23 protein-coding genes and 1 tRNA gene are annotated in these 21570 nt (G+C 56.8%); 15 read left to right on the top strand and 9 right to left on the bottom strand.

The genetic code is table 11. From position 1 onward, the window contains the following. Nucleotides 1-35 precede the first annotated feature (35 nt). Nucleotides 36-791, bottom strand: a complete 756-nt coding sequence (gene gloB / locus HCK03_RS21570; protein WP_076948103.1) for a hydroxyacylglutathione hydrolase — start codon at nucleotides 789-791, stop codon at nucleotides 36-38. 33 nt (nucleotides 792-824) lie between these two features. Here gloB and HCK03_RS21565 point away from each other — a divergent pair, with 33 nt between their 5' ends. Continuing rightward, nucleotides 825-1547: a class I SAM-dependent methyltransferase gene (locus HCK03_RS21565; RefSeq protein ID WP_115193526.1), complete on the top strand. Its 723-nt coding sequence runs from the start codon at nucleotides 825-827 to the stop codon at nucleotides 1545-1547. Here the strand turns inward: HCK03_RS21565 and rnhA are convergent. After that, nucleotides 1544-2122, bottom strand: a complete 579-nt coding sequence (gene rnhA / locus HCK03_RS21560) for a ribonuclease HI (protein ID WP_167692171.1) — start codon at nucleotides 2120-2122, stop codon at nucleotides 1544-1546. The two genes, HCK03_RS21565 and rnhA, sit on opposite strands and share 4 nt — an antisense overlap. On the opposite strand from rnhA, the gene dnaQ reads away from it, so the two are divergent. Continuing rightward, the gene (dnaQ, locus tag HCK03_RS21555) at nucleotides 2076-2807 is read left to right on the top strand and encodes a DNA polymerase III subunit epsilon (protein WP_195709810.1); all 732 of its coding nucleotides are present in this window, start codon (nucleotides 2076-2078) and stop codon (nucleotides 2805-2807) included. The genes rnhA and dnaQ overlap by 47 nt on opposite strands. Before the next feature lie 134 nt (nucleotides 2808-2941). Next, nucleotides 2942-3018 (top strand) — tRNA-Asp (locus tag HCK03_RS21550). Between the two features lie 63 nt (nucleotides 3019-3081). Here HCK03_RS21550 and HCK03_RS21545 read toward each other — a convergent pair. The 5 genes from HCK03_RS21545 to fadE form a co-directional block, all read right to left on the bottom strand. Further along, nucleotides 3082-3507 carry an ion channel gene (locus tag HCK03_RS21545; protein WP_123550935.1) on the bottom strand — a complete coding sequence of 142 codons (426 nt, stop codon included), beginning with the start codon at nucleotides 3505-3507 and terminating at the stop codon, nucleotides 3082-3084. A gap of 1 nt (nucleotide 3508) precedes the next feature. Further along, nucleotides 3509-3640, bottom strand: coding sequence for a hypothetical protein (locus HCK03_RS26495; protein WP_266096254.1), 132 nt, complete (start codon nucleotides 3638-3640; stop codon nucleotides 3509-3511). 133 nt (nucleotides 3641-3773) lie between these two features. Next, nucleotides 3774-4886: an AI-2E family transporter gene (locus tag HCK03_RS21535; protein ID WP_123550936.1), complete on the bottom strand. Its 1113-nt coding sequence runs from the start codon at nucleotides 4884-4886 to the stop codon at nucleotides 3774-3776. A gap of 354 nt (nucleotides 4887-5240) precedes the next feature. Continuing rightward, entirely contained in the window at nucleotides 5241-6011 is a 771-nt protein-coding gene (locus HCK03_RS21530; RefSeq protein WP_041147524.1) for an amidohydrolase, read from the bottom strand. Between the two features lie 212 nt (nucleotides 6012-6223). Continuing rightward, entirely contained in the window at nucleotides 6224-8668 is a 2445-nt protein-coding gene (gene fadE / locus HCK03_RS21525) for an acyl-CoA dehydrogenase FadE (protein ID WP_135185164.1), read from the bottom strand. A gap of 238 nt (nucleotides 8669-8906) precedes the next feature. Between fadE and lpcA the strand changes: the two genes are divergently transcribed. Then, the gene (lpcA, locus tag HCK03_RS21520) at nucleotides 8907-9488 is read left to right on the top strand and encodes a D-sedoheptulose 7-phosphate isomerase (RefSeq protein ID WP_004133848.1); all 582 of its coding nucleotides are present in this window, start codon (nucleotides 8907-8909) and stop codon (nucleotides 9486-9488) included. Nucleotides 9489-9639: 151 nt separating this feature from the next. Then, entirely contained in the window at nucleotides 9640-10407 is a 768-nt protein-coding gene (locus HCK03_RS21515) for a class II glutamine amidotransferase (protein WP_041144170.1), read from the top strand. On the opposite strand, the gene dpaA is transcribed toward HCK03_RS21515, so the two are convergent. Next, complete coding sequence (gene dpaA / locus HCK03_RS21510) at nucleotides 10378-11118, bottom strand: peptidoglycan meso-diaminopimelic acid protein amidase (protein WP_041144171.1); 741 nt, start codon at nucleotides 11116-11118, stop codon at nucleotides 10378-10380. The two genes, HCK03_RS21515 and dpaA, sit on opposite strands and share 30 nt — an antisense overlap. 412 nt (nucleotides 11119-11530) lie before the next feature. Between dpaA and HCK03_RS21505 the strand changes: the two genes are divergently transcribed. From HCK03_RS21505 to HCK03_RS21465, 9 genes are all read left to right on the top strand, one after another. Further along, complete coding sequence (locus HCK03_RS21505) at nucleotides 11531-12874, top strand: Na(+)-translocating NADH-quinone reductase subunit A (protein ID WP_167692170.1); 1344 nt, start codon at nucleotides 11531-11533, stop codon at nucleotides 12872-12874. A gap of 3 nt (nucleotides 12875-12877) precedes the next feature. Then, nucleotides 12878-14116 carry an NADH:ubiquinone reductase (Na(+)-transporting) subunit B gene (locus HCK03_RS21500; protein WP_041144173.1) on the top strand — a complete coding sequence of 413 codons (1239 nt, stop codon included), beginning with the start codon at nucleotides 12878-12880 and terminating at the stop codon, nucleotides 14114-14116. Beyond that, nucleotides 14109-14903, top strand: coding sequence for a Na(+)-translocating NADH-quinone reductase subunit C (locus HCK03_RS21495; RefSeq protein WP_041144174.1), 795 nt, complete (start codon nucleotides 14109-14111; stop codon nucleotides 14901-14903). Before HCK03_RS21500 ends, HCK03_RS21495 begins: the two co-directional genes overlap by 8 nt. After that, nucleotides 14896-15534 (top strand): NADH:ubiquinone reductase (Na(+)-transporting) subunit D, encoded by a 639-nt coding sequence (locus HCK03_RS21490; RefSeq protein ID WP_041144175.1) that lies wholly within the window; start codon nucleotides 14896-14898, stop codon nucleotides 15532-15534. Before HCK03_RS21495 ends, HCK03_RS21490 begins: the two co-directional genes overlap by 8 nt. 3 nt (nucleotides 15535-15537) lie before the next feature. Continuing rightward, complete coding sequence (gene nqrE, locus HCK03_RS21485) at nucleotides 15538-16137, top strand: NADH:ubiquinone reductase (Na(+)-transporting) subunit E (RefSeq protein ID WP_041144176.1); 600 nt, start codon at nucleotides 15538-15540, stop codon at nucleotides 16135-16137. 11 nt (nucleotides 16138-16148) lie between these two features. After that, nucleotides 16149-17372 (top strand): NADH:ubiquinone reductase (Na(+)-transporting) subunit F, encoded by a 1224-nt coding sequence (nqrF, locus tag HCK03_RS21480; RefSeq protein WP_041144177.1) that lies wholly within the window; start codon nucleotides 16149-16151, stop codon nucleotides 17370-17372. Between the two features lie 2 nt (nucleotides 17373-17374). Next, on the top strand, nucleotides 17375-17590 hold the full coding sequence (gene nqrM / locus HCK03_RS21475; RefSeq protein WP_041147525.1) for a (Na+)-NQR maturation NqrM: 216 nt from the start codon (nucleotides 17375-17377) through the stop codon (nucleotides 17588-17590). Nucleotides 17591-17726: 136 nt separating this feature from the next. After that, on the top strand, nucleotides 17727-18782 hold the full coding sequence (gene dinB, locus HCK03_RS21470) for a DNA polymerase IV (RefSeq protein WP_123550940.1): 1056 nt from the start codon (nucleotides 17727-17729) through the stop codon (nucleotides 18780-18782). Between the two features lie 5 nt (nucleotides 18783-18787). Beyond that, a complete protein-coding gene (locus HCK03_RS21465; RefSeq protein ID WP_123551455.1) occupies nucleotides 18788-19231 on the top strand; it encodes a GNAT family N-acetyltransferase in 444 nt (147 codons plus the stop codon). Between the two features lie 92 nt (nucleotides 19232-19323). On the opposite strand, the gene pepD is transcribed toward HCK03_RS21465, so the two are convergent. Further along, nucleotides 19324-20781: a cytosol nonspecific dipeptidase gene (pepD, locus tag HCK03_RS21460; RefSeq protein ID WP_115193521.1), complete on the bottom strand. Its 1458-nt coding sequence runs from the start codon at nucleotides 20779-20781 to the stop codon at nucleotides 19324-19326. A 257-nt stretch (nucleotides 20782-21038) separates the two neighbouring features. On the opposite strand from pepD, the gene gpt reads away from it, so the two are divergent. Continuing rightward, the gene (gpt, locus tag HCK03_RS21455; RefSeq protein ID WP_041144180.1) at nucleotides 21039-21497 is read left to right on the top strand and encodes a xanthine phosphoribosyltransferase; all 459 of its coding nucleotides are present in this window, start codon (nucleotides 21039-21041) and stop codon (nucleotides 21495-21497) included. Nucleotides 21498-21570 lie beyond the last annotated feature (73 nt).

Below are 21570 nucleotides of genomic sequence, written 5' to 3'. Positions count from 1 at the left end.
TAACGGTGAAGTTCGCGAATGACAAGAGTTAAATGTCAGAAGTCATCTTTCTTTGACCTTAACCACGCGAATCGCTGTGCAGAGTGTTGCAAATTTGTTTCTTTGGATATTTCTTTAATTAAATCATCATCATCCGTGCGTAAAAATAAATTTATACGGCGCTCATTTTTGAGAATTACCGGTAGTGTCATTTGGTTTTTTGCACGTAACTCATTAACTTTATGGTAGTAATCATTTATAGCCATATCCTGTGGCAGGATACTCAGAGCAAACTTCATATTTGCTAAAGTATACTCGTGTGCGCAACATACCAGCGTATCGTCTGGGAGCGCTGCTATTTTCTTAAATGATTGATACATCTGCTCTGCCGTCCCTTCGAAGAGTCTGCCGCAGCCGCCGGAAAACATTGTATCGCCACAAAATAGATAAGGTTCACTGTAGAAACAGATGTGTCCTAAAGTGTGACCTGGCGTGGAGAAAATAGAAAATTCGTGGCCTAAAACAACGACCCGATCGCCGTCGGCAACGAGACGCGTCGTTCCCTTATCCTGGGTTTCTGCCGGTCCGTAAACCACGATGTCGGGGAATTTTTCGCACAGTTGTTTCACGCCGCCAACGTGATCGTGGTGGTGGTGGGTGAGAAAAATGGCCTCCGGCTGCCAGCCGTGCTCCGCGATAGCGGCCAGCACGGGCGCCGCTTCGCCAGGATCGACGATCAAACAGCGGCCGTTATCCGCGCTAAGAACCCAGATGTAGTTGTCCTGAAATGCAGGAATGCTGATAAGATTCATTTATTACCCCTAAAAGCGTAGCGGAAGGTTGCGATGAAGCCGGCAAGGATATCTCAGATAGTCACAGCGCCAGAGCATTGGTCCAGTATGCCCTGGGGCGAATACTATCGCGAATCGCTGGAGCGGCAGATGAAACCGTGGCTGGCTAAGCTATATGGCTTTCATTTACTTAAGATTGGCAATCTGAGCGCGGAAATCAATACCGAATCCTGCGCTATCTCGCATCAGGTGAACGTTTCGCTTCAGGGCACGCCGATTCAGGTTCAGGCCGATCCCCTCCATCTGCCTTTCGCCGAAAAGTCGGTTGACGCCTGCCTGCTGGCACATACCTTGCCCTGGTGTAGCGATCCCCACCGCCTGCTGCGCGAAGCCGATAGGGTGCTGATTGATGACGGCTGGATAATTATGACCGGGTTTAACCCCGTGAGCCTGATGGGCCTGCGCAAGCTGATGCCGGTATTGCGTAAAACGGTGCCATACAGCAGTCGGATGTTTACGCTAACGCGCCAGCTGGACTGGCTGGCGCTGCTCAATTTTGAGGTGCTGCACTACGGCCGTTATCAGGTGCTGCCCTGGTCCCGACACGGCGGCAAGATGCTCAGTACCCACCTGCCGGCGCTGGGCTGTCTGCAGCTGATTGTCGCCCGCAAGCGCACGATCCCGCTCACGCTCAATCCGCTGAGGTCGGGAAAAGCGAAGACCCGGCTGCGTCAGACGGTAGGGGCCACGCGACAGTCGCGAAACGGGCAGAACTAACGTTCCGGCTGGTAACCGACATCGACCTGGGTAGGGCTGGAGGCGGCAGCGCGAGCCAGCTCGTCGCAGCGTTCGTTTTCCGGATGACCGGCGTGTCCTTTGACCCACTCCCACTTAATCTGGTGCTGACCAAGCGCGATGTCCAGGCGCTGCCACAGATCCACATTTTTGACCGGCTTTTTATCCGCCGTTTTCCAGCCGCGCTTTTTCCAGTTGTGGATCCACTGGGTGATCCCCTGACGCACGTACTGACTGTCGGTGCTAAGGACGACTTCACACTGCTCTTTCAGCGCTTCCAGCGCAACGATGGCCGCCATCATCTCCATGCGGTTGTTGGTCGTGAGGTTATAGCCTTCGCTAAAGATTTTTTCCTTCCCGCGATAGCGTAAAATAGCGCCGTAGCCGCCGGGTCCTGGATTTCCCAGGCATGAACCGTCGGTGAAAATTTCTACCTGTTTAAGCATCTCTGGTAGACTTCCTGTAATTGACATCGATATGTAAACGGCAAGTCTGACATAAATGACTGATATGAGCACTGCAATTACGCGACAGATTGTTCTCGATACTGAAACCACTGGTATGAACCAGCTCGGTGCGCATTACGAAGGACATAAAATCATCGAGATTGGTGCGGTGGAGGTGATCAACCGCCGCCTCACCGGGAATAACTTCCACGTTTATCTCAAGCCGGACCGGCTGGTGGACCCTGAAGCCTTTGGCGTTCACGGGATTGCCGATGAGTTTCTGATGGATAAGCCGGTGTTTGCTGAGGTCGCCGATGAGTTTATGGACTATATCCGCGGGGCGGAGCTGGTCATCCATAACGCATCGTTCGATATCGGCTTTATGGATTATGAGTTCGCCAAGCTCAAGCGCGATATTCCCAAAACCAATACCTTCTGCAAGGTCACCGATAGCCTGGCGCTGGCGCGGAAAATGTTCCCCGGCAAGCGTAACAGCCTCGATGCGCTGTGCTCACGTTATGAAATAGATAACAGCAAGCGAACGCTGCACGGGGCGTTGCTCGATGCCCAGATTCTGGCCGATGTTTATCTGATGATGACCGGCGGCCAGACGACGCTGGCATTTTCGACGGAAGGCGAAGGGCAGATGCAGGCAGGAGAGATGGGAATACAGCGCGTTGTTCGGGCGGCCAGCAGGCTGCGCGTCGTTTACGCCTCTGATGACGAGCTGTTAAACCATGAATCGCGGCTCGATTTGGTGCAAAAGAAAGGTGGAAGCTGCCTGTGGCGGAGCTGATACGCCGCAATACGCTGTAAAAATAGGCGGGTGGGCGATTTTTACAGCAAATGGTTCAAAAGTGAAGAAAAAGCGTTGACGGAGTTAGCGGTAATCCGTAATATTCGCCTCGTTCCCAAGGGAACAGTGAAAGTGGAGCGGTAGTTCAGTCGGTTAGAATACCTGCCTGTCACGCAGGGGGTCGCGGGTTCGAGTCCCGTCCGTTCCGCCACTATTCAGAAAGCCTGAATCAGCAATGATTCAGGCTTTCGTCGTTTTAGCGACGCCATCTTATTCATTTCATATATTTCAATTGCTTGCGGATATGATGCTGCAAAACAGCCAGCATACATGCCCCGGACAGGCCAATCATCAACGCGCCGTTGACCGCTTCCAGCGGGCCGAGAAGCTTCCACCTGGCGCTCATCACGATATCGCCATAGCCTAAGGTGGCGAAATTAACGCCCGAATGGTAAACCGCATCCAGCAGTACGCGAAACTCTCCCAGCCACAAGAAAAGCCCGGCCCACAGCAGAATCTGCAGCAGGTTCCCCATCAGGATAATCATGATGGTGCCAAAAAGCGCCAGCACGCCGGCAGTAAAGCCTTCTTTACTGCGAAATCGCCTGATGTAAAAGCGGATACACCACACTGAAACAATCGACTGCAGAAGCATATTGCACAGGATAATCGGCACTCCCGCCAGCAGCGGTAGCAGCATGTTAGCCTCCGGGAGAGGGTTCTGTCGAAGTGGGAGAGAGGATGCCCCAGCGTTCAAAGATGGCGATCCAGGCCCAGCCGTACAGCACGATGGCGATAAATAACGCGCAGCGCATCGCGGCGGCGTTCCACACGTCTTTGCCGGAGGCGCTGTCCAGATGGCCGGACCAAACAGGATCGGGCCGGTTATCCAGGCGTTGCTCCAGAAAGCGGGAGAGTAGCGGCTGGCAGGCGCTGCCGATTGGCAGAAAGCGCTAGGCTCTCCCTTCATTGCGCATCTTTGGCGCCTGGGCTGGCGTGGGCCTGGCCCTCGTCGACCCAGGTCATAAAAATACGATAACCGATGGAAAGCAGGGTTGCCCCGATAAACATCCCAAGAATGCCGCTGGTCGCCATGCCGCCTAATGCGCCCAGCAGGACTACCGGCATCGGCGCGTCAACGCCGCGCCCGAGCATCAGCGGCTTAAGGACGTTATCGGCCATGCCGGCCACGATCAGCACAATAGAGTAGAGGACGTTCATTCCGGTGCCGTGGTCGCCGATACTCCACATCAGCGCGATTGCCGGGGCGGTCACCAGAATGACGGGGATTTGGGCGATCCCGAGGATCAGCGCCAGGATAAAGAAGATCCCGACCGCCGGGATCCCGGCGATAATCATGATGATGCCAACCAGCAGCGCCTGAATAAGCGCAACGCCGATAACGCCCTGCGCGACGGCGCGAATGGTGCTGGTACAGATCCGGGTTAAGGTCAGGCCTTTCTTCTCATCGGTGATACGAATCGCAATCCGCCTCGCGCTGTTGGCGCCAGCGCTACCCCAGGCCATCATAATGCCCGCAACGATGAAGGAGAGGATAAAGCCGATGAGTCCGCCGCCCATGCTGGCCAGAATGCCCAGCACCTGCCTGGCAATTTCACCGATCTGGGTGCGGTAGCTGTTTATCAGCCCGGGTAAATCCATCGACGCTTTTAGCCATAGGGCGCTGATCTTCTCCCCGACGACGGGGATCGTGGCGATATGGGCTGACGGTGGGGGAATGGCGAAGCTGCGGCCGCTCATCTTATCAATCAGCGCGCTGACGCTCTCTCCCAGAGAGCTTATCATTAGCACCGTCGGCGCCACGATCAGCAGAATGCCAAGCAACACCAGTATTGTGGAGGCCCAGCCCTGTTTTCCGCCGAGCCGGGCGGCAAAATATTGATGGAGCGGATAGAGCGTGACCGCCAGAATAACGGCCCAGAGCATCATATTCAGGAACGGAGAAAATACGGTATAGCAGAAGGAGGCTAATGCCAGGATAAGCCCAAACCGGATGAACATATCCATAAAACGGGCAACCAGTCTTTTTTCAACAATAAGCAGATTATCATTTTCCATGATGGTTTGTTCTCGCTGAGAATGCGCACACAACCGCTCCGGCCAGTTTTACAAACCAGGCCAGTATTTGAGATGGAATCGTTTAAAAGTTGCTGAAAGTTATTTGAAAACCGTTCTCGTTATTGTTGAATTTTATCCATTTTATTAGTGTAGAACAGAAAGTAATCCTGCCAGAAAAATATTATGTATCCTCAGGGAAGGCCTCTGCACGGGAATGTCCTGGGGCTTAGGGCGAAATAAATAATAAAGGAAAACAAGATGCTGGTGGGGGCGTAAATTTATTGCCCGCGTATTGAGCAGCGTCGTGTTAACGAGGCTGAAGAGCGTCCCCCTCGATGACGAGGGGGCGGGGAATTAATTCAGGCTAAACGGATCGGCATCCTGCCAGGCGGGGAATTTTTCGCGATACTCGTTGAGGGCGGTGAGCGACAGCTCCGCATCGAGTCGCGTGGCCTGATGCGGTTCTGCCGTTGCCAGAATCTCTCCCTGCGGGCTGATAATGCGGCTGTCGCCCCGATAGTGGTGGCCATTACCGTCGGTACCGACCCGATTACAGCCGGCGACGTAGGCCTGGTTTTCAATGGCCCGGGCGACCAGCAGCGACTGCCAGTGCAGCGAGCGCGGCGCCGGCCAGTTGGCCACGTACAGCGCTAAATCGTAATCGTTATGGTTGCGTGACCACACCGGGAAGCGCAGGTCGTAACAAACCAGCGGCAGGATCCGCCAGCCGCGCCACTCGAAAACGACCCGCTCGTTGCCGGCCGTATAATGATGATGCTCTTCGGCCATCCGGAACAGGTGTCGCTTGTCATAAAAATGGGTTTTACCGCCGGGCTCCACCAGCAGGAAGCGGTTAACCGGGCCACGTTCGGTTTGTAGCGCCGCGCTACCCGCGATAAGGGCATTGCTCTGCAGCGCTTTCTCCCGCATCCAGTCAATGACCTCTTCCTGCGGCAGCGACTGCTGAGCGGCTTCCATCGCGAAGCCGGTGGTGAACATTTCAGGCAAAACAATCAGGTCGCGCCCGCTGACGCCTTCCAGCTGGCGATCGAAATGGCGCAGGTTGGCGGGACCGTCCATCCACACCAGCGGTTGTTGCAGTAGCGTAATTTTCAGGCCAGGCACGGTGGTCAACTCCATTATCATTAGGCTGTTATAGTCACTTTAACACCATATCAGTCTCTGGATAGTCAGCGGAATATTTTGTTAAAAAAATGCTAATGCTGGAAACGATTTGTGCGCAGCCAGAGGGCAGAGAGAGTAGAGGGAGCAAAGCGGGGCAAAAAAAGAGGCGGAGGAAAACCCCCGCCCCGATCGTGATGTGGCTATTTTATTATTCAGGCGGCTTCAATCTTGCGGACCTTCTCCGGCAGCTTTACCGGCCGGGTGGCCAGCTCATCCGGGGCGAAGTCATCAACGTTGATGCTGCGCAGGCGGCTGCTCTCCGCTCGGGTAAGAACGGTGGCTTCTTCCTGATTGATTAACCCTTTCGCCAGCGCATTGCGGGCCAGCTCATCAAGACGCGTAAACGGCAGGTTTTTGCCCAGCTCCTTACAGATACGCTGATGAATCGGGTCGGCGGCCATGACGTCCAGCAGCGCTTCTTCCAGCAGACCAACCGGGTTGTGCTCGCTCGGGGTCAGGTACTGGCCGCGGCCAATGCGCGAACGCGTTGCGCTCGGGATCTGCAGGATTTTGGCGACCTTATGGTCCAGCTTATCGGACGGCGCGTCGTAGTGGCGGCCGGTCGGGAAGATGGCAACGCGCATGACGCCGGCGACAAAGCGGTTCGGGAAGTTTTTCAGCAGGTCGTCGATGGCCTGCTCTGCCTGGTACAGCGCATCCTGAACGCCCCAGTGAACCAGCGGCAGGTCGGCTTCGTTACGCCCCTCATCGTCATAGCGTTTCAGCACCGCAGAGGCGAGGTAGAGCTGGCTTAAAACGTCGCCCAGTCGTGCGGAAATACGCTCGCGACGCTTCAGGCTGCCGCCCAGCACCGCCATTGAGACGTCGGACAGCAGCGCCAGGTTCGCGCTCAGGCGGTTCATATGCTGGTAGTAACGGCGGGTCGCGTCGCGGGTTGGCGTGCTGCTGGTCAGCCCGCGGGTCAGGCCCAGCCAGAAGCTACGGACCTTATTGCTGCCGACGTGACCGATGTGTTTGAACAGCAGCTTGTCGAAAGCGTCAACGTCGTTGTTCTGCGCGGCGGCCATTTCATCCAGCACGTACGGATGGCAGCGAATTGCGCCCTGACCGAAGATCATCATGCTGCGGGTCAGAATGTTGGCACCTTCGACGGTGATGGCGATCGGCGCCCCTTGATAGGCGCGGGCGAGGAAGTTGCCTTCGCCCAGCATGATGCCTTTCCCGCCGGTGATATCCATTGCGTCGATGATTGAACGCTGGCCGCGGTGGGTGCAGTGATACTTCACGATTGCTGACAGAACCGCCGGCTTCTCGCCCAGCATGATGCCGTAGGTAATCAGCGACGCGGCGGCGTCCATCACGTAGGCGTTACCCGCAATACGCGCCAGCGGCTCTTCGATGCCTTCCATTTTACCGATGGAGATCTTGAACTGGCGGCGAATATGGGCGTAGGCGCCGGTGGCCATCGCCACGGACTTCAGGCCGCCGGTAGCGTTTGACGGCAGGGTGATCCCGCGACCGACGGAGAGGCACTCCACCAGCATCCGCCAGCCCTGGCCGGCCATCGTTGGGCCGCCGATGATGTAGTCGATTGGGACAAAGATATCTTTACCCTGGGTCGGCCCGTTCTGGAACGGTACGTTAAGCGGGAAGTGGCGGCGACCAATTTCAACCCCAGGCGTTGAGGTTGGGATCAGCGCGCAGGTGATGCCCAGCTCCTCTTCTCCCCCCAGCAGGCGATCGGGGTCGGAGAGTTTAAACGCCAGCCCCAGTACGGTGGCGATGGGCGCCAGGGTAATGTAGCGCTTGTTCCAGGTCAGGCGCATGCCCAGAACCTGTTCGCCCTGCCACTCGCCCATGCACACTACGCCGGTATCCGGAATGGCGCCGGCGTCGGAGCCCGCTTCCGGGCTGGTCAGCGCAAAGCAGGGGATCTCCTGACCACGCGCGAGGCGCGGCAGATAGTGATTTTTCTGTTCATCGGTGCCGTAATGCTGCAGCAGCTCGCCCGGGCCTAGAGAGTTAGGCACGCCCACGGTAATCGCCAGGATACCGGAAACGCCGGACATTTTTTGCAGCACGCGGGACTGAGCGTAGGCGGAGAACTCCAGACCGCCGTACTCTTTCTTAATGATCATCGCAAAGAAGCGATGCTCTTTCAGATAGGCCCACAGCTGCGGAGGCAGGTCGGCCATTTCGTGGGTAATTTCAAAATCGTTCGCCATGCGGCAGGCTTCTTCCACCGGGCCGTCGATAAACGCCTGCTCTTCAGCAGTCAGGCGCGGCTGCGGATAGTTATGCAGCTTCTGCCAGTCCGGGTTACCGCGAAACAGATCGCCTTCCCACCAGGTAGTACCCGCATCGATAGCCTCTTTTTCCGTCCGCGACATCGGCGGCATCACCTTGCGGAACGCGCGGAACGCGGGCGCTGAAAAAATAGATTTACGCATCGGCGCAAAGTTAAACGGCAGCAGGACGATCGCTAACGGCAGCAGCAGCCAGATATTCCACAGCCCGGCCACGCTAAGCGCGGCGGTCCAGGCGAGCAAAATCGCGCTGCTGAGCAGGAGATTGATTCGGTGATAGAAGAGCGCACCGAGTAGAACAACGGTTGCAACAATACTCAAAATCATCATAACGAAATGCTCCCTGTCTTGTAGGAGGTCTGACCACTTGTGATGATATGGTTGTAGTGGATGTAATTTGTTTTAGCAATGTGTTTACAAAATAATTACAACCTTGCTCACATTGTTGTACGTAAATGCGGCACGTAAAAGCAAAACCTCAGGGGATAACAGCGCCTGCTGCTTCTCGCTTTAGCGGCTATCCGGTACACTGCCAGGGTTATTCCACCAATACTGAAGGATTATCCTCATGTACCAGGATCTTATTCGTAACGAACTGAACGAAGCAGCGGAAACGCTGGCTAACTTTCTGCAGGACGAAGCCAATATTCACGCGATCCAGCGTGCCGCGGTGCTGCTGGCAGATAGCTTTAAGGCGGGCGGTAAAGTCCTTTCCTGCGGTAACGGCGGTTCCCACTGCGATGCGATGCATTTCGCTGAAGAACTGACCGGGCGCTATCGTGAAAACCGTCCGGGCTACCCGGCCATCGCGATTTCAGACGTCAGCCACCTTTCCTGCGTTAGCAATGATTTTGGCTATGAGTACGTTTTCTCCCGCTACGTTGAGTCGGTTGGCCGCACCGGTGACGTGCTGCTGGGGATTTCCACCTCCGGTAACTCAGGTAACGTTATCAAAGCGATCGAGGCCGCCCGCGCGCAGGGGATGAAGGTGATCACCCTGACCGGTAAAGACGGCGGTAAAATGGCCGGCTCCGCCGATGTTGAGATTCGCGTGCCGCATTTTGGCTATGCCGACCGTATTCAGGAAATTCACATTAAAGTGATTCATATTCTGATTATGCTGATCGAAAAAGAGATGGTTAAAGCTTAACAGGTCGTATTGCTGGCGGTGTTGAACCCCGGGCAGCGCTCAATCTCCTTGCGTACCTCAGGTACGATCCGGTTTTTGCGCGCTGGCCGCGTTCAGGCTGGCTGACGTAGTAACGCCTTTGGTATTTAAGCCGCGTGGTATGAGGTGAGATATGTGCGAACTGCTCGGGATGAGCGCGAATGTGCCAACAGATATTTGCTTTAGCTTTACCGGGCTGGTTCAGCGCGGTGGCGGCACCGGGCCGCATAAAGACGGCTGGGGCATCACCTTCTATGAAGGCAAAGGCTGTCGCACCTTCAAAGATCCGCAGCCCAGCTTTCAATCGCCCATCGCTAAGCTGGTGCAGGACTATCCCATCAAATCCTGCTCGGTCATCGCCCATATTCGCCAGGCTAATCGCGGCATCGTGGCGCTGGAAAATACGCATCCCTTTACCCGCGAACTGTGGGGACGCAACTGGACCTACGCCCATAACGGCCAGCTGGAAGGATATGAGACTCTCGATACGGGAAATCTTCATCCGGTCGGCGAAACCGACAGCGAAAAGGCCTTCTGCTGGCTGCTGCACCGTCTGACCGAGCGCTATCCCCGCACCCCTGACTCGATGCCTGAAGTCTTCAGCTATATCGCTGAGCTGGCGGGCGAGCTGCGGGAGAAGGGGGTCTTTAACATGCTGCTCTCCGACGGGCGTTACGTGATGGCGTACTGCTCGACGAACCTGTACTGGATTACGCGGCGGGCGCCGTTTGGCGTAGCGACGCTGCTGGATCAGGATGTGGAAATCGACTTTCAACGCGAGACCACACCGAACGATGTGGTCTCCGTTATCGCCACTCAGCCTCTCACCGGCAATGAGACCTGGAATAAGATCATGCCGGGCGAGTGGGCGCTATTTTGCCTGGGGGACCGTGTAGTTTGACGCCAGCTGCGGCTGGATAACTTCATGGCTAAGCGGCTTGCTGACCACGTAGCGGCCGTCCGTTACCGAGATAACCGGTGGCTTGTGGGTTTGCTGGAAATAGTCGTAGCCTGGCTTCAGCTGTTTCCAGAAGTCCGCGTAGTAGGAGTACTTGTGGCGCTCCATGTTGGCGTTGGTCATACGGAAAGGATAAATGCTGACCTGCACGTTTGACTGGCCAAACACCAGCGCGCCGGTCACGAACTGGAAAATCTCATCAATGCCGGTATCGGTCATGGCATAGCAGCCGACAGAGACGCAGGCACCGTGGATCATCAGGTATTTACCTTCATAGCCATGCGCGCGATCGTAGGCGTTTGGGAAGCCGATATTAATGGCTTTATAGAAGCGGCTGTCCGGTTTTAGCTGGCTACGCGCAACGTTGTAAAATCCTTCCGGACTCTTGAAATCGCCCTGACGCTGCTTGGGTCCTAGCCCGCCGGAGTAGTTACAGATCCGGTAGCTGTCGAGAAGTTGCCAGGTTTCGCCCATTTTGACGTAAAGATCGAGCGTTCGCTCCTCTTTAAAGATCTCAATATAGACCGGAGAACCCATCAATTGCTGTTTGTATTCTTTGCTAACCGGCGTCGTCGAGCTGTTATTGCTGAGAAGCCCAGCAAATGAAACGCACGGCAACAGAAGCATCGCAATAAATAATGCGATTTTGCGCATACTGCTTGTTCCTTGATAAAACAAAAACCACATTGCCAGGACGGCAAGAGAGACCCAAAATCAGAGTTTTCTGGATTTAGAGCGCTCACATTAGCATCACGGCAATTTTTCGCAAGCGCGGCGTATCGCGTTTACAATTTAGTTGTCCTTTATAACGAATCCAGCGGCAAAGCGCAGTCAGAACTTTGCGCAATAGCTCGCATTTTAGAGCCGCGTAACGGGGTTTACCTACAGCAACCGCTCACAAAATGTTACACTTGTGGTGCTTAGTCACCAGGGTAAGAAAGGATGCTTCTCCCCCGTCTTGCGAATGAGCAGGACCTTCGCTTTTCCTTTCTTTCTCTGACTTTCCATCAATGTTGCTGGCCGCGGCCTTAAGCCGGGGTTTAGATTACGGACACCTGCTAACGATATGATTAAAATAAAAAAAGGGCTTGATTTGCCCATAGCTGGCATGCCAATACAGCAGACGACTTCTCAGATTGCAGTCAAACGCGTTGCGCTGTTGGGCGAGGAGTACGTCGGTATGCGCCCCTCAATGGCGGTTCAGGAAGGCGACCGGGTGCAGAAAGGCCAGCCGCTGTTCGAAGATAAAAAGAACCCTGGCGTCCATTTTACCGCGCCTGCGAGCGGGGTTATCAGTGCGGTTCACCGCGGGGAACGCCGGGTACTGCAGTCGGTGGTGATTGATGTCGAGGGCAGCGACGCGGTGCAGTTTCCCCGCTATGCGCCGGACGAACTTGCCGGACTGTCGCGTGAAGTCGTACAGCGTCAGCTGCTGGCCTCCGGCCAGTGGACGGCGCTGCGCACCCGGCCTTTCAGCAAAACGCCGGCGCCGGGCAGCGTGCCGGCGGCGATTTTCGTCACCGCAATTGATACCAACCCGCTGGCCGCCGATCCTCAACCCATTATCCTCGCCCAGCGCGAGGCCTTTGACGCCGGTCTTACGCTGCTGACCAGCCTCACCGACGGCAAAATCCACGTCTGCCAGGCCAGCGGCGGTAAGCTGGGCGGCCATCGTTCAGGGCAGATTACCTTTAACCAGTTCGCAGGCCCGCATCCGGCGGGGCTGGCGGGAACCCACATCCACTTCCTCGAACCGGTGAGCCTGACAAAACAGGTCTGGCACCTGAACTATCAGGAGGTTATCGCCATCGGGCGGCTGTTCCTTGACGGGGAGCTCTACAGCGAGCGCGTTATTGCGCTTGGCGGCCCGCAGGTCAAGGCGCCGCGGCTGGTGCAAACCTGCTGCGGCGCCAGCCTGGATGAGCTGCTGGCGGACGGGCTTGCGGACGGCGAAAACCGGGTCATTTCCGGCTCGGTGCTGAGCGGCACCCACGCCTTTGGCCCGCGTGCTTTTCTCGGCCGTTTCCACCTGCAGGTGAGCGTGGTTAAAGAGGGGCGCGACAAAGAGCTGTTTGGCTGGGTGATGCCGGGGAAAGATAAATTCTCCATCACCCGGACCACCGTAGGGCACTTCCTGAAGCATAAATTATTCAACTTTTCGACCGATACCCACGGCGGCGAGCGGGCGATGGTGCCGATTGGCAACTACGAAAGAGTGATGCCGCTGGACATTCTCCCCACCGTACTGCTGCGCGATCTGCTGGCGGGTGATAGCGAAAGCGCACAGGCGCTGGGCTGTCTGGAGCTGGATGAAGAAGATCTCGCGCTGTGCACCTACGTGTGCCCCGGCAAATATGAATATGGGCCGGCGCTACGCAGCGTGTTAGCCCAGATAGAGCAGGAAGGATAGGTCATGGGCTTAAAGCAGCTGTTTGACAAAATTGAGCCGCACTTCACGCACGGCGGCAGGCTGGAAAAATACTACCCGCTGTTCGAAGCGACGGCGACGCTATTTTACACTCCCGGTCAGGTGACGCGGGGAGCCGCGCACGTACGTGATGCCATCGATCTGAAGCGAATGATGATCCTGGTGTGGCTCGCCGTGTTCCCGGCGATGTTCTGGGGCATGTATAACGTTGGCCTGCAAACGCTCCCGGCGCTGCACAAGCTGTATGGCGCAGAGCAGCTGCAGCAGATTATTGCCAGCGACTGGCACTACGGCCTTGCGCAGTGGCTGGGGGTAAGCTTCGCCGCGGATGCGGGCTGGATAAGCATGATGACCCTCGGCGCGGTGTACTTCCTGCCCATCTATATCACCGTATTTATCGTCGGGGGGTTCTGGGAGGTGCTCTTTGCCATCGTGCGCAAGCATGAAATCAACGAGGGCTTTTTCGTCACTTCGATTCTTTTCGCGCTGATTGTCCCGCCCACGCTGCCGCTGTGGCAGGCGGCGCTGGGCATCTCTTTCGGCGTGGTTATCGCCAAAGAGATTTTTGGCGGCACCGGGCGTAACTTCCTTAACCCGGCGCTGGCAGGGCGCGCGTTCCTGTTCTTTGCCTACCCGGCGCAGATTTCTGGCGACCTGGTATGGACCGCCGCGGACGGCTTTTCCGGCGCGACGCCGCTCTCCCAGTGGGCGAGCGGCGGCGGTGAAGCGCTGGTAAACGTGGCCAGCGGCCAGCCGGTGAGCTGGCTGGACGCCTTCCTCGGCAATATTCCCGGCTCGATTGGCGAGGTCTCAACGCTGATGATCCTGATCGGCGGCGCGATTCTTATCTTTAGCCGCGTAGCCTCCTGGCGCATCGTTGCCGGGGTGGCGATCGGCATGGTGGCGACCGCGACGCTGTTTAACTTTATCGGCTCGGACACCAACCCGCTGTTCGCCATGCCGTGGTACTGGCATCTGGTGCTCGGCGGCTTTGCCTTTGGCATGATGTTTATGGCGACGGACCCGGTATCCGCCTCGTTTACCGATAAAGGCAAATGGAGCTATGGCCTGCTTATCGGCGTGATGTGCGTGCTGATCCGCGTGGTCAACCCGGCCTATCCGGAAGGGATGATGCTGGCCATTCTCTTTGCCAACCTTTTTGCGCCGCTGTTCGATTACCTGGTGGTGCAGGCCAATATTAAGCGGAGGAAGTCGCGTGGCTGAGAATAAAGGTAACGATAGCATCGGCAAAACGCTGCTGGTGGTGCTGGTGCTGTGTCTGGTCTGCTCTATCGTGGTTGCTGGCTCCGCCGTGGGCCTGAAGTCTCGGCAGCAGGAGCAGCGTGAGCTGGATAAACAGCGCAATATCCTCGCCGTATCCGGGCTGATGACGCCGAGGATGAGCGCCGATGAGGTGGAGAGCGTTTTTGCCGCCCGTATCTCTCCGCGGCTGGTGGATTTAGCCAGCGGCGAGCTGCTGGATAAGGACCCGGCTAAATTTAACCAGGCGCAGGCGCTGAAAGATCCTGAGCAAAGCATCTCGCTGGAGGTCAGCCAGGACCCGGCGGGCATCAAGCATCGGAGCAATATTGTCGAAATTTATCTGGTGCGCGATGAGCAGCAGCAGATTCAGGAAGTGATCCTGCCGATTTACGGCAACGGTCTGTGGTCGATGATGTACGCCTTCGTGGCGCTGGGTACCGATGGCCGTACCATTAAGGGCCTGACGTATTACGATCACGGCGAAACGCCGGGGCTGGGCGGTGAGGTGGAAAACCCCAACTGGCGCCAGCAGTTTATCGGCAAGCAGGTGCTTGATGATAGCGGCCATCCGGCGCTGAAGGTGGTGAAGGGCGGGGCGCACCCGGGAGATATCCATGCCGTCGACGGCCTGTCCGGGGCGACGCTGACCTCCAACGGCGTGCAGCATAGCTTTGATTTCTGGATGGGCGAGCTGGGCTTCGGCCCGTTTCTGAAAAGAGTGCGTGATGGAGAGCTGAATAATGGCTGAAGCAGGCGATACGAAAGAGATGAAGCGCGTGCTGGTGGGGCCGCTGCTGGCTAATAACCCCATTACGCTGCAGGTGCTGGGGGTCTGCTCGGCGCTGGCGGTGACCACTAAGCTGGAAACCGCGCTGGTGATGACCGTCGCGGTCACGCTGGTGACGGCCTTCTCCAGCATGTTTATCTCGATGATCCGCCACCATATTCCCAACAGCGTGCGCATTATCGTGCAGATGACGATCGTCGCCTCGCTGGTGATCGTGGTGGACCAGCTGCTGCGCGCCTTTGCCTATGAGACCTCCAGACAACTGTCGGTATTCGTCGGGCTTATCATCACCAACTGCATCGTGATGGGGCGGGCGGAAGGGTTCGCCATGAAGTCACCGCCGCTGGCCAGCTTTATTGACGGCATTGGTAACGGTCTGGGCTATGGCGCCATTCTGATTATTGTCGGCTTTCTGCGCGAGCTTATCGGCAGCGGCAAGCTGTTTGGGATGACCGTCCTTGAGACCGTGCAAAACGGCGGCTGGTATCAGCCAAACGGCTTGTTCCTGCTGGCGCCGAGCGCGTTCTTCATTATCGGTTTGCTGATTTGGGCGCTGCGCAGCTGGAAGCCGGAACAGCAGGAAAAGGAGTAAACGATGACGGCTCACTATATCAGTCTGTTTGTCCGCGCCGTATTCGTAGAAAACATGGCGCTGGCCTTCTTCCTCGGGATGTGTACCTTCCTTGCGGTCTCGAAAAAGGTCTCTACCGCCTTTGGTCTCGGCCTGACGGTCACCATCGTGCTTGGTTTGGCGGTGCCGATCAATAACCTGATCTATAACCTGGTGCTGCGCGACGGGGCGCTGGCGGAGGGCGTTGATTTAAGCTTCCTCAACTTTATTACCTTCATTGGGGTTATCGCCGCGCTGGTGCAGATCCTCGAGATGATCCTCGATAAGTATTTCCCGGCGTTACATCACGCGCTGGGGATCTTCCTGCCGCTGATTGCCGTGCACTGCGCGATTTTTGGCGGCGTCTCCTTCATGGTGCAGCGTGACTACAACTTCACGGAGTCCATTGTCTACGGCTTCGGTTCCGGCATCGGCTGGACGCTGGCGATTGTCGCCCTGGCGGGCATCCGGGAAAGAATGAAATATGCCAACGTGCCCGCGGGTCTGCGCGGGTTAGGGATCACCTTTATTACCACGGGACTGATGGCGCTGGGCTTTATGTCATTCTCCGGTGTGCAGCTATAAGGGCGGAAAGTATGGAAATTATTCTTGGCGTCGTGATGTTCACCCTGATCGTGCTGGTGCTCTCGGGGCTGATCCTCGCCGCGCGTTCAAAGCTGGTTAACGCCGGTGACGTGGTCATTGAAATTAATAACGAGGCGGACAGGCAAATACGCACCCCTGCCGGCGATAAGCTGCTTAACACCCTCTCCAACAACGGCATTTTTGTCTCTTCCGCCTGCGGCGGCGGCGGCTCGTGCGGCCAGTGTCGGGTGACGATAAAAGAGGGCGGTGGCGATATCCTGCCGACCGAGCTTTCCCATATCTCCCGGCGCGAGGCGAAAGAGGGCTGCCGTCTGGCCTGCCAGGTGGCGGTAAAGCAGGACATGAAGATTGAGCTACCGGAAGAGATCTTCGGCGTCAAAAAATGGCAATGTGACGTTATCTCTAATGATAACAAAGCGACGTTTATCAAAGAGCTGAAGCTGCGCGTGCCGGACGGCGAAGTCGTGCCGTTCCGCGCCGGCGGGTATATCCAGATCGAGTGCCCGTCGCATAAGATCGCCTACGCCGATTTTGACGTCCCGGACGAGTACCGCGCCGACTGGGATAAGTTTGACCTGTTCCGCTACGTCTCCGAGGTAAAAGAGCCGACCCTGCGCGCCTACTCGATGGCTAACTACCCGGACGAGAAGGGCATTATCATGCTCAACGTGCGTATTGCCACGCCGCCGCCGAAGGTACCGGACGCGCCGCCGGGCATTATGTCGTCCTATATCTGGTCGCTAAAGGCCGGCGACAGGGTGACCATCTCCGGGCCGTTTGGCGAATTCTTTGCCAAAGATACCGACGCTGAAATGGTCTTTATCGGCGGCGGGGCCGGCATGGCGCCGATGCGTTCTCATATTTTCGATCAGCTCAAGCGGCTGCACAGCGGGCGTAAAATCAGCTTCTGGTACGGCGCGCGATCGCTGCGCGAAATGTTCTACGACGATGAATTCGAACAGCTGGCGCGGGAAAATCCTAACTTTACCTTCCACGTGGCGCTGTCCGATCCGCTGCCGGAAGATAGCTGGGATGGTCACACCGGCTTCATCCACAATGTGCTATATGAGAACTATCTGCGCGATCACCCGGCGCCGGAGGACTGCGAGTTTTACATGTGCGGGCCGCCGGTGATGAACGCCGCGGTGATTAAAATGCTCAAGGATCTCGGCGTCGAGGATGACAATATCATGCTGGATGATTTTGGAGGCTGATGATGTGGACTCTGTTTTTCGCCACCTTTGTGATTTTCGCCCTGGTGATTCTGGGGATGTCGCTGGGGTATCTGGTGAAGCGCAAAAGCCTGCAGGGAAGCTGCGGTGGGATCGCCTCGCTGGGTCTGGAAAAGGTCTGCGACTGCCCGGAGCCGTGCGATGCGCGCAAAAAACGCCTGGCGCGCGAAGCGCAGCGTAAGCAGGAACGGATCCTGTAACCTCTCCCCGCCTGTCTCATAACCCCGGCCGCGCTCAGCGACGCCGGGGTTTGTCCTCAGCGCATTTTGGCTTCCCTCTCTTCTCATTGCGCAGAATTATGCTGTATACTTGTCCAGTGGTCAGTGAGGGCTAGCTATGCGCAAAATCATCCATGTTGATATGGACTGCTTCTTTGCCGCGGTTGAAATGCGAGATAACCCGGCGTTGCGGGATATTCCCATCGCCATCGGCGGCAGCCGGGTCCAGCGGGGCGTCATCAGTACCGCCAACTATCCGGCGCGTAAGTTTGGCGTGCGTAGCGCCATGCCAACGGCGATGGCGCTTAAGCTTTGCCCGCACCTGACGCTGCTGCCGGGGCGCTTTGACGCCTATAAAGAGGCATCGGCCCATATCCGGGAAATCTTTTCACGCTACACCTCGCTGATTGAACCCCTCTCGCTTGATGAGGCCTATCTTGACGTCACCGACAGCGTCCACTGCCAGGGCTCGGCGACGCTGATGGCCGAAGAGATCCGCCAGACCATTCACCATGAGCTGCAGCTGACCGCTTCCGCCGGTATCGCCCCGGTGAAGTTTCTCGCCAAAATCGCCTCCGATCTCAATAAACCCAACGGCCAGTTTGTGATTGCGCCGCACCAGGTTGCCGAGTTCGTCAGAACCCTGCCGCTGGCGAAAATACCCGGCGTGGGGAAAGTCTCCGCGGCTAAGCTGGAAAATATGGGGCTGCGCACCTGCGAAGATGTGCAGAAAAGCGATCTGGCGATGCTGCTCAAGCGCTTCGGCAAATTTGGTCGGATCCTATGGGAGAGAAGCCAGGGCATCGACGAGCGGGAAATCAACAACACGCGACAGCGTAAATCGGTGGGCGTCGAGCGTACGCTGGTGGAGGATATTCACCAGTGGGGCGACTGTGAGGCGATTATCGAGAGCCTCTACCAGGAGCTGGAGCGGCGGCTGCTCAAGGTTAAACCGGATCTGCTGATTGCCCGTCAGGGGGTAAAGCTCAAGTTTAATGATTTTCAGCTCACCACCCAGGAGCACGTCTGGCCGCGCTTGAGTAAAGATGATTTGCTCGCCACGGCCTACAAAGCCTGGCATGAACGGCGCGGCGGCCGCGGGGTGCGGCTGGTGGGGCTGCACGTTACGTTACTCGATCCCCAGCTGGAGCGGCAGCTGGTTCTGGGACTATAGCAATGCTGCAGATAAGAGATTACCAGGATGACGATTTTTCCGCGCTGTGCGCCATCTTCCTGCGCGCGATTCGGCAGACCGCCAGCCGCGACTATTCGCCACGGCAAATTGCCGCCTGGGCGCAGGTTGATGAGGCGCGCTGGCGGCAAAAAATGCGCGACTCGCGGGTGCTGGTGGCGGTGATTGACCGGCAGCCGGTCGGCTTTATTAGCGCCATCGGCAGCGATATCGATCTCCTGTTTGTCGCTCCCGAGCGCGCCCGTCAGGGAATTGCCGGGGCGTTGCTCGCAGAGCTATTCAGGCAAATTCCGCAGGGGACGCTGACGGTTGAGGCCAGCATCACGGCCAGGGCCTGCTTTGCGCGTCATGGCTTCACGGTCGTTGAAGAGCAGCGGGTGGCCGCGCGGGGAGAGACGTTTATTAACTACCGCATGGAGAAGGTGAGGTAGGGAGCGGTTTGTGGCCGGTGTAGATTCGCGGGCGACGAGGCCGCCGCCCGCATCCGGGAGAACCCGGAGAGATCAAACCTGCGGCTGGCCGCTTATTTTGCCGGAATGGCTTTCAGCAGTTCAGTCAGCAGGGTCCAGTACTGGCCAACGCTCTCGATATGAACCTGTTCGTCCGGAGAGTGTGGTCCGGTAATGGTCGGCCCAATGGAAACCATATCCATATCCGGGTACGGCTTCTTGAACAGACCGCACTCCAGACCAGCGTGAATAATCTGGATATTCGGCGTTTTGTTAAACAGACGCTGGTAGGTTTCGCGGACCAGATGCATAACCGGTGAGTTTGCATCCGGCTGCCAGCCTGGGTAAGCGCCTTTGGCTTCGGTTTTAGCGCCCGCCAGTTTGCCTAACGAATCCAGCATGCTGACGACGTAGTCTTTGCCGCTGTCGATCAGGGAACGGATCAGGCAGTGAATTTCGACGTTATCATCGGTCATGGTCACCACGCCGACGTTGAGGGAGGTCTCTACCACGCCCTTCGCCACGTCGGAGTTACGGATCACACCGTTCGGCATGGCGTTCAGCAGACGAACGAAGCCGTCGCGAGACTGCGCCGTCAGCGCGGCTTTATCCGTCGTAACGGCATCCAGCAGCAGGACCAGATTCTTCTCTTTGGCCGCCAGCTCGTTTTTAAGGATCTCCTGGTAGGTATTGACCAGGGCCGCCAGGGCGTCCGTCTTGTCAGCGGCTACCGCAACGGTGGCGAAGGCTTCACGCGGAATGGCGTTACGCAGGGTGCCGCCGTTGAAATCAACCAGGCGCAGGTCCAGCTCAGCGGCGTGACCGGCGAGGAAGCGGGCCAGCAGCTTGTTGGCATTCCCCAGGCCGACGTGGATTTCACCGCCGGAGTGGCCGCCTTTCAGCCCTTTTAACGTCAGCTTAAAGCTCTGGAAACCGGCCGGAATCGCTTCGCGTGCCAGCGGCAGGTTGGAGGTGAAGTCGATACCACCGGCGCAACCCATGTAGATTTCGCCTTCTTCTTCCGAGTCGGTATTAATCAGGATATCGGCCTGTAGCCAGTTTGCCTGCAGGCCAAACGCGCCGTCCATCCCGGCTTCTTCGGTCATGGTCAGCAGCACTTCCAGCGGGCCGTGTTCAACGGCGTCGTCAGCCAATACCGCCAGAGCGGAAGCCATACCGATGCCGTTATCGGCACCGAGTGTTGTGCCGCGGGCCTTGATCCACTCGCCGTCGATGTACGGCTGAATCGGATCTTTAGTAAAGTCGTGCACGGTGTCGTTGTTTTTCTGCGGCACCATATCGAGGTGCGCCTGCAGCACGACCGGTTTACGGTTTTCCATCCCGGCGGTAGCGGCTTTACGAATCAGAATGTTGCCAACCTGGTCGCGTTCTGCGTGTAAGCCTTTTTCTTTTGCCCAGCCCATGATGTGTTCAGCGAGTTGTTCTTCGTGATAGGACGGATGGGGAATGGAGCAGATTTTGGCAAAAATATCCCACAGCGGCTGCGGGGATAATTGAGACAGTTCAGACACGATGAGTCTCCTTACGATCGCCTGCAAAATTCTTTTGCAGGTCGAGGGTTAGCAATAGAATACACGACAAGCGAGGGCTTGCGCGGTGGGGTTGAGAATACCACTTTCCACGCGCACGGGTAGTGGAAACAACGCAAAAAGCGTCGCCAGGGCCGCTTAATACTGGTTTTTAGCGCTTCAGATCTCTATAATCTCGCGCAACCATTTTCCCCCTCGAACATCATTTAAGCCGTATTACACAGGCTGGGACACTTCACATGAGCGAAAAATACGTCGTCACCTGGGACATGTTGCAGATTCACGCCCGCAAACTGGCAAGTCGCCTGATGCCTTCTGAACAATGGAAAGGCATTATTGCCGTTAGCCGCGGTGGTCTGGTACCGGGCGCGCTGCTGGCGCGTGAGCTGGGTATTCGTCATGTTGATACCGTTTGCATTTCTAGCTATGACCACGATAACCAGCGTGAGCTGACCGTCCTTAAGCGTGCTGAAGGTGATGGTGAAGGGTTCATCGTTATTGATGACCTGGTTGATACCGGCGGCACCGCGGTAGCCATTCGCGAAATGTATCCAAAAGCACACTTCGTCACTATTTTCGCTAAGCCGGCCGGTCGTCCGCTGGTTGACGATTATGTTGTTGATATTCCGCAGGAAACATGGATTGAACAGCCGTGGGATATGGGCGTGGTCTTCGTACCGCCTATCTCAGGTCGTTAATTTTCAAGGCAAGTGCTATTTACCACGCCCGGTTTTGCCGGGCGTGGTTTTTTTTGCCTGTTAGCAGGTTACA

This window comes from Klebsiella terrigena (assembly GCF_012029655.1).
Taxonomy (GTDB): domain Bacteria; phylum Pseudomonadota; class Gammaproteobacteria; order Enterobacterales; family Enterobacteriaceae; genus Klebsiella; species Klebsiella terrigena.
The sequence above is the reverse complement of the archived record's forward strand: the minus strand, read 5'-3'. Positions and strand labels throughout refer to the sequence as shown.